Raw genomic sequence first — 6,000 nt, 5'->3', positions numbered from 1 at the left:
CAGGCGACCGAGGGACCACCGAGTCCCGAGAAAGTGTCGGAGACCCAGAAAGGCTCCGACCAAAAAACGGTTTTATCACCGTATGTCACCCGGCATAGGCCTTACTATGCACCACGCATAGGGGGTTACGCCCGAACGGGCATTTATATGGACGGTGACACCCCCAAAAGATACGCCGCCTTGCCCATTCTCATTCATCGCCGTGTATCGCAAAACCTTGAACGGCGGAAGATGTGTCGTGCGCGAGTTCCGCAGGCCCGGAACGCTCCGGGCCGAGGACTGTTTGAGCGGTAGACACTTCTTCCGACGGTCATCATACCACTTGCTTAAACCCACCCGAAAAACGGTATGCGGTTGTTCCTATAAAACCGTTTTGAGCTACGATGCTTAAACTCAGGTAAAAAACGGTTTTATAGCATGTCCGCGAGGTCCTGGTCAGGTGTTGTTATCGGTCTTATGCCGAATTTTTCCACAAGCACTTTAAGGACATTCGACGATATGAACGCGGGTAACGTCGGCCCCAGCCTTATATCCTTTATCCCGAGGGAAAGCAGCGTAAGCAGTATACATACTGCCTTCTGCTCATACCACGAAAGGACAAGCGAAAGTGGAAGATCATTCACCCCGCACTTGAACGCCTCGGCAAGCGTTACGGCTATCTTTATAGCCGAATAGGCGTCATTGCACTGTCCACAATCCAACAATCTCGGTATCCCGCCTATCTCGCCGAACTCGAGCCGGTTGAACCGGAACTTTCCACATGCCAGGGTAAGGATGATGCAATCCAATGGCACTTTTTCCGCTAGTTCCGTATAGTAATTCCTTCCTGTTTTCGCCCCGTCACATCCTCCTATAAGGAAGAAATGTTTTATACTTCCGTTCTTTACCATTTCCACGATCTTACCTGCAACGCCCAAGACCGCTTTATGGGCGAATCCTACCGTTATCTCCTTACCTTTGACCTCACCCTGAGAACCCACGGTCGCGAGCGCTTTTTCTATTAATACCGAGAAATCCTTATCGCCGTTCTCATCAGCGGCGATATGTCCTACCCCGGGCCACTCAACAAGCCCCGTAGTAAAGAGCCGGCCGGCATATGTATCGGCGGGTTTTTGTACGCAATTCGTCGTCATTAGTATGGCCCCGGGGAAAATATCGAACTCTTTTTTCTGGTCCTGCCATGCCCCGCCATAATGCCCGGCCAGGTGGTCGTGTTCCTTCAACCGAGGATACCCGTGCGCCGGCAACATTTCCCCGTGCGTATATACGCTCACGCCTTTTCCCTCCGTCTGTTCTAAAAGCTGCTTAAGGTCCTTGAGGTCATGGCCGGATACAAGGATCGCCGGTCCTTTGCGTAACCCGAGCGATACTTTCGTGGGCACTGGGTCGCCAAAAGTCAAAGTATGCGCTTTATCGAGCGTCTCCATACAGGTAAGATTGACTTTGCCGAACTCCATTATAAGCGCTAAAAGGTCCTCTACTCCCAACTCATCGTCGGTAAGCGCCGCTAAACCCTTGTGGAAAAACCCATTTACCTCATCGTTCTCCATCCCAAGTATGGCCGCGTGGTCCGCGTATGCCGCCATTCCTTTTAGCCCGTAAAGTAGTATTTCCCTCAAGCTGCGGATATCTTCATTTGGCGCGGGATCCGATAAAATGCCTGTTTTTACGCCCTGTTCAACAAGCTCGTCCAGGTCCTCCGCCGGCGCCCAGGACGCGTACTTCTCTGGAACACCTTCTTTCCCCGCCATGCGTTTTATCCTGTCGTATACTTCCCCGGCTTTTTTTATCATCTCCGCTATGCTTTTTTCCGAAAAATTCACGTTGGTCACCGTGGTAAAAAGCGCTTCAATGACAAAGCGGTCGGTTCCCGGGTCCTTTATCCCCGAGCTTCTGGCGGCATGCGCGTATATGGAGATACCTTTTAGCCCGAAGATAAGCAGGTCCTGCAATATCGCCACCCTGTCTTCTTTCCCGCATACGCCCTTTATCGTGCATCCTTTACCGGCCGCGGTCTGTTCACATTGCCTGCAAAACATACTCATATGGTCCTCCTTGTTATTTTCAGTATTCTCCCGTGTTCCTGTTGTCCCTATAAAACCGTTTTGAGCTACAATGCTTAAACCCAGGCGACCGAGGGACCACCGAGTCCCGAGAAAGTGTCGGAGACCCAGAAAGGCTCCGACCAAAAAACGGTTTTATCACCGTATGTCACCCGGCATAGGCCTTACTATGCACCACGCATAGGGGGTTACGCCCGAACGGGCATTTATATGGACGGTGACACCCCCAAAAGATACGCCGCCTTGCCCATTCTCATTCATCGCCGTGTATCGCAAAACCTTGAACGGCGGAAGATGTGTCGTGCGCGAGTTCCGCAGGCCCGGAACGCTCCGGGCCGAGGACTGTTTGAGCGGTAGACACTTCTTCCGACGGTCATCATACCACTTGCTTAAACCCACCCGAAAAACGGTATGCGGTTGTTCCTATAAAACCGTTTTGAGCTACGATGCTTAAACCCAGGCGACCGAGGGACCACCGAGTCCCGAGAAAGTGTCGGAGACCCAGAAAGGCTCCGACCAAAAAACGGTATTATGTTATCTCCCCTTCCAAAGAGATAGTGTAGTCTTTTATTAAAACGTTCTTCCCGCACATTTTTATGGCTTCTTCTACCAACGATGTGGTCGCGTTACAACACGGCACTTCCATATGCACTACGGTCACGGACCTTATATCGTTGGTTTCCAGTATTTCCCTTATCTTTCCCATGTATTCCTCGTTGGAATCATCCAATTTCGGACAGAATACAAGAAGCGTCCTATCCTTCAAGAACCGTTCATGGAAACCCGGATACGCGAACGGTACGCAATCAGCGGCTATAACCATATCCGCGTTCTCGAAATATGGAGCGTGCGGATTGACCAACTTAAGTTGTACTGGCCACTGACGAAGTTCTGAGGGTTGTTTCTTCCTGGCTACAACGGCGTCAACAAGCCTTTCCCCCCGTCTATCTATGGTACGCGATCCGGGACACCCTATATGCGTGCCGCTACAAGGTTTATCCCTATCTTGCTTATCCGCGAGGAACTCCCTGGCTTTTCGCAGATAGGCATGTTCGCCATGCTCTTCCAGATGCTTCAAGTGTTCTTCGACCGCCTTGTCCCCTTTTTCGGAGATATTACGCATAACCATGACCTCATCATACTCTTCCACATCCCGTTCCCCTATTGTTATCGCTCCGCGGGGACAGGCCCCTAAACAGGCCCCCAGTCCATCACACAGGGATTCCCCGGTAAGCCGGGCCTTGCCGTCAACTATTCTTATGGCCCCTTCCGGGCAATCCGGAACACATGCCCCGCATCCATCGCATTTATCTTCGTTTATATGTATTATCTTTCTTTTCATGCCTTATTCCTTTGTATCGCCTGGCGTATAAGCTGCCCTATGGTTATTTTTTCAAATTCTTTAATGACTTTCGCTTCTATGTTCTTAATATTGCTGCGCAACACGCAATGCGGCCTGTTCGCGCATATTTTTTTCCTGAACATGCATTCAGATAATTCTATCTCTCCCTGGAACATGCGGATCACATCGGCAACTTTTATCTTCAAGGGATGCCCGCGCAACCTGAACCCCCCGCCCCCTCCCTCTTTAGACTTGACGAGCCCTCCTTTTATCAAATCCTGCATGATGCGCCGGAGGAACTGGTACGGTATTTGCTGCTTTTCCGATATTTCCCGCGCGGACACATATGTTTCTCCCGATACCCCCAGCTCAATAAGAGCCCTGACCGCGTAATCCGTGTCCTTGGTCAACAACTTCATCTTTTCCTCTTGCTGTAAAAATTAGAGACTGATACTATTTTAGTATCAGTCTCTAAGAAAGTCAAGCTTTAGTTCACTGTCTTTTGATTACCTCCGGTAAAAGGCCAGGACGAACGCGGTGATAGTGAATATCACACCCAGTAGCGGCCTATATCCCAAGACGAACTCATCGATGACCCTGATCTTCTTTTCCTCAAGAATAGGTATGATCTTTTTCTTGATACCGTATTCCCTTTCCGCGAGGATCTCATTTGTCGTCTTAAGCGACTGCGGGTTAACAACCAGGAGCAAAAGCCCGATGATGAAAAGCACCGTTATGCCCACATAATACAAAAGATCCTTATACAGAAAGATCTTGGCGCAAATACTTTGCATGGCTCCCCCTTTTTGTGTATCATGCCGTTACGGTCGTACGGATACCCCGACGCCGTGCGCGTCTTTCGTCGTAACTCTTAGCCTGGAACTACACATGAACTTTATCTCTGTCGGCAATGGCGGCGGACCTGTAAAATCTATATCAAGGTCCCATGCCCCCGAAAAGAGATCAAGCATATCGAACGGGATCCGGCAATCCTGGTTTATATCCCTTACAAGTTGCTCTGTCCCCGTAGGATACTCGACCCTGTATCTTAGTATCACCGGACGGTCCCTGCCGTCGATGTACTGTTCGTCAAGTTCGAGTATGATCTTCCATGTCTGTTCCCCGTTCAATGAATTATCCGGCGTTACCTCTATCTCAATGTTCCCTGGCACAGGATTCGGACCTGTCACATTGTATACTTTGAGCACCTTCAGGTCCGCCGACGGTGGCAGCTCCAACTCGAACGTAGACGTGTCCATTATCTTGAGCGCGCCCGTGGTCCTGCTGTTACGTAAGTTCACGAAAAGCGGTATTTCCCGAATAAGCCCTTCCATATCGGTCTTAAGCGTTATCTTCACCGCGGTGATAGAATGCAGCTCGGCCACCGGGATCTTATCCGTGGCATCGAACACCAGCGGGGTCGTGGCCGGATCGTTTATGTCATAATACCTGTCGTAATATTCGAAAGTGCACCCCGTCACTGTTATTTTCTCACTCAGCTCATTGAACACGGTCGGGCGGATCTCCCATGTTTCCCCGGCGTAATGTTTAAGTATCCTCTGGTTGGCGCTGTCAAACTCGATCTTTACTACTGCATCGGCCCCTGCCGCCTTATGCCAGTCGGGCCAGTACAGTATCCTCATAGCCTTTGTGGAAAGTACCTGGTCAAGCGGTTTGACCTCGACCATACCACTTGTATACTGCGCAGTGCTTGGATCGAAGCCGTCGGTGGGATCAAGCGGATAATATGTGTATATCTTTTCCCCGCCAACAGGGCCTTCCGCGACCTCCACTATGGGTTCCCCGGACCCGAACATGAACGGTCTGTTAAGGGGGAAGATGTTGTCCGTCGGGTACGGCGGCAGGTTCGACGTATCTTCCCATAAAGGCACATATTCTACATATTCCCGCGCGCACTCCTTAAGCTCCAGGGCCCCCCGGAGGCCGTCCGACTTCCTGTCCCCGTTGATAATTGTATACCCTATGGCATCCAGGAACTTAAAAGCTGTGAGTTCTTTTTGGCTTTCCGTATAGGCCTTAAGACATGAATCAAAAGTATAAAAAATGGACCCGACTATAATAGACACCACGGCCGTGGCTATTAGGATCTCCGTGAGGGAAAAGCCGCTACGCCTGTATATCTTATTGTTCATAAGGTCCTCAATAATCCTCAATGTATGTGAATATGCTCACGACCGGATCGGGTGGAAGAGGGTCGGAGTCAAGCATATCGGGAGTGATCAAATATACTTTAGCCTCTATCATCACCACATCATCAACCCCTCCAACCGGCAGGCTTACAAGAAATTGTGTCCTCCATCTGTTATCATTCAGGCTCTCCGGCGGGATCCCTATCGCGGGAAAAACATACCCCCCCGCGCCCGAGTTGTATATAGCTTCCTTGTCTCCCCGGTTCTTGGCCATCTCCAGGTGCAACATCGCCAGATACTTAGCCGTCGTCTGTTCCCCGGTCGCGCGCAATGACGCGAATGGCACCGAATATACCTCGATAAGCGGCACGAACGCTATCGCGATCACGGCAAGCGCTATGACCACCTCCACAAGGGAAAATCCGGACCGTGTCCTGAGTTTCAT

Annotated in this window: 6 protein-coding genes; all 6 read right to left on the bottom strand. The window is 50.6% G+C overall.

The annotated features are described in order from the left end of the window. Nucleotides 1–410: 410 nt before the first annotated feature. Nucleotides 411–2,039 carry a hydroxylamine reductase gene (gene hcp / locus PHH49_06315; GenBank protein MDD5488554.1) on the bottom strand — a complete coding sequence of 543 codons (1,629 nt, stop codon included), beginning with the start codon at nucleotides 2,037–2,039 and terminating at the stop codon, nucleotides 411–413. Between the two features lie 553 nt (nucleotides 2,040–2,592). Beyond that, nucleotides 2,593–3,405 (bottom strand): 4Fe-4S binding protein, encoded by an 813-nt coding sequence (locus PHH49_06310; GenBank protein MDD5488553.1) that lies wholly within the window; start codon nucleotides 3,403–3,405, stop codon nucleotides 2,593–2,595. Then, on the bottom strand, nucleotides 3,402–3,824 hold the full coding sequence (locus tag PHH49_06305) for an Rrf2 family transcriptional regulator (GenBank protein MDD5488552.1): 423 nt from the start codon (nucleotides 3,822–3,824) through the stop codon (nucleotides 3,402–3,404). Before PHH49_06305 ends, PHH49_06310 begins: the two co-directional genes overlap by 4 nt. A gap of 87 nt (nucleotides 3,825–3,911) precedes the next feature. Next, nucleotides 3,912–4,199 carry a hypothetical protein gene (locus tag PHH49_06300; protein MDD5488551.1) on the bottom strand — a complete coding sequence of 96 codons (288 nt, stop codon included), beginning with the start codon at nucleotides 4,197–4,199 and terminating at the stop codon, nucleotides 3,912–3,914. Nucleotides 4,200–4,226: 27 nt separating this feature from the next. Continuing rightward, entirely contained in the window at nucleotides 4,227–5,558 is a 1,332-nt protein-coding gene (locus PHH49_06295) for a prepilin-type N-terminal cleavage/methylation domain-containing protein (protein MDD5488550.1), read from the bottom strand. 7 nt (nucleotides 5,559–5,565) lie between these two features. Beyond that, complete coding sequence (locus PHH49_06290) at nucleotides 5,566–6,000, bottom strand: type II secretion system protein (GenBank protein MDD5488549.1); 435 nt, start codon at nucleotides 5,998–6,000, stop codon at nucleotides 5,566–5,568.

This window comes from Candidatus Omnitrophota bacterium (genome assembly GCA_028715965.1).
Lineage (GTDB): Bacteria > Omnitrophota > Gorgyraeia > Tantalellales > Tantalellaceae > JAQUQS01.
This window is presented reverse-complemented; position numbering and strand designations above follow the sequence as displayed.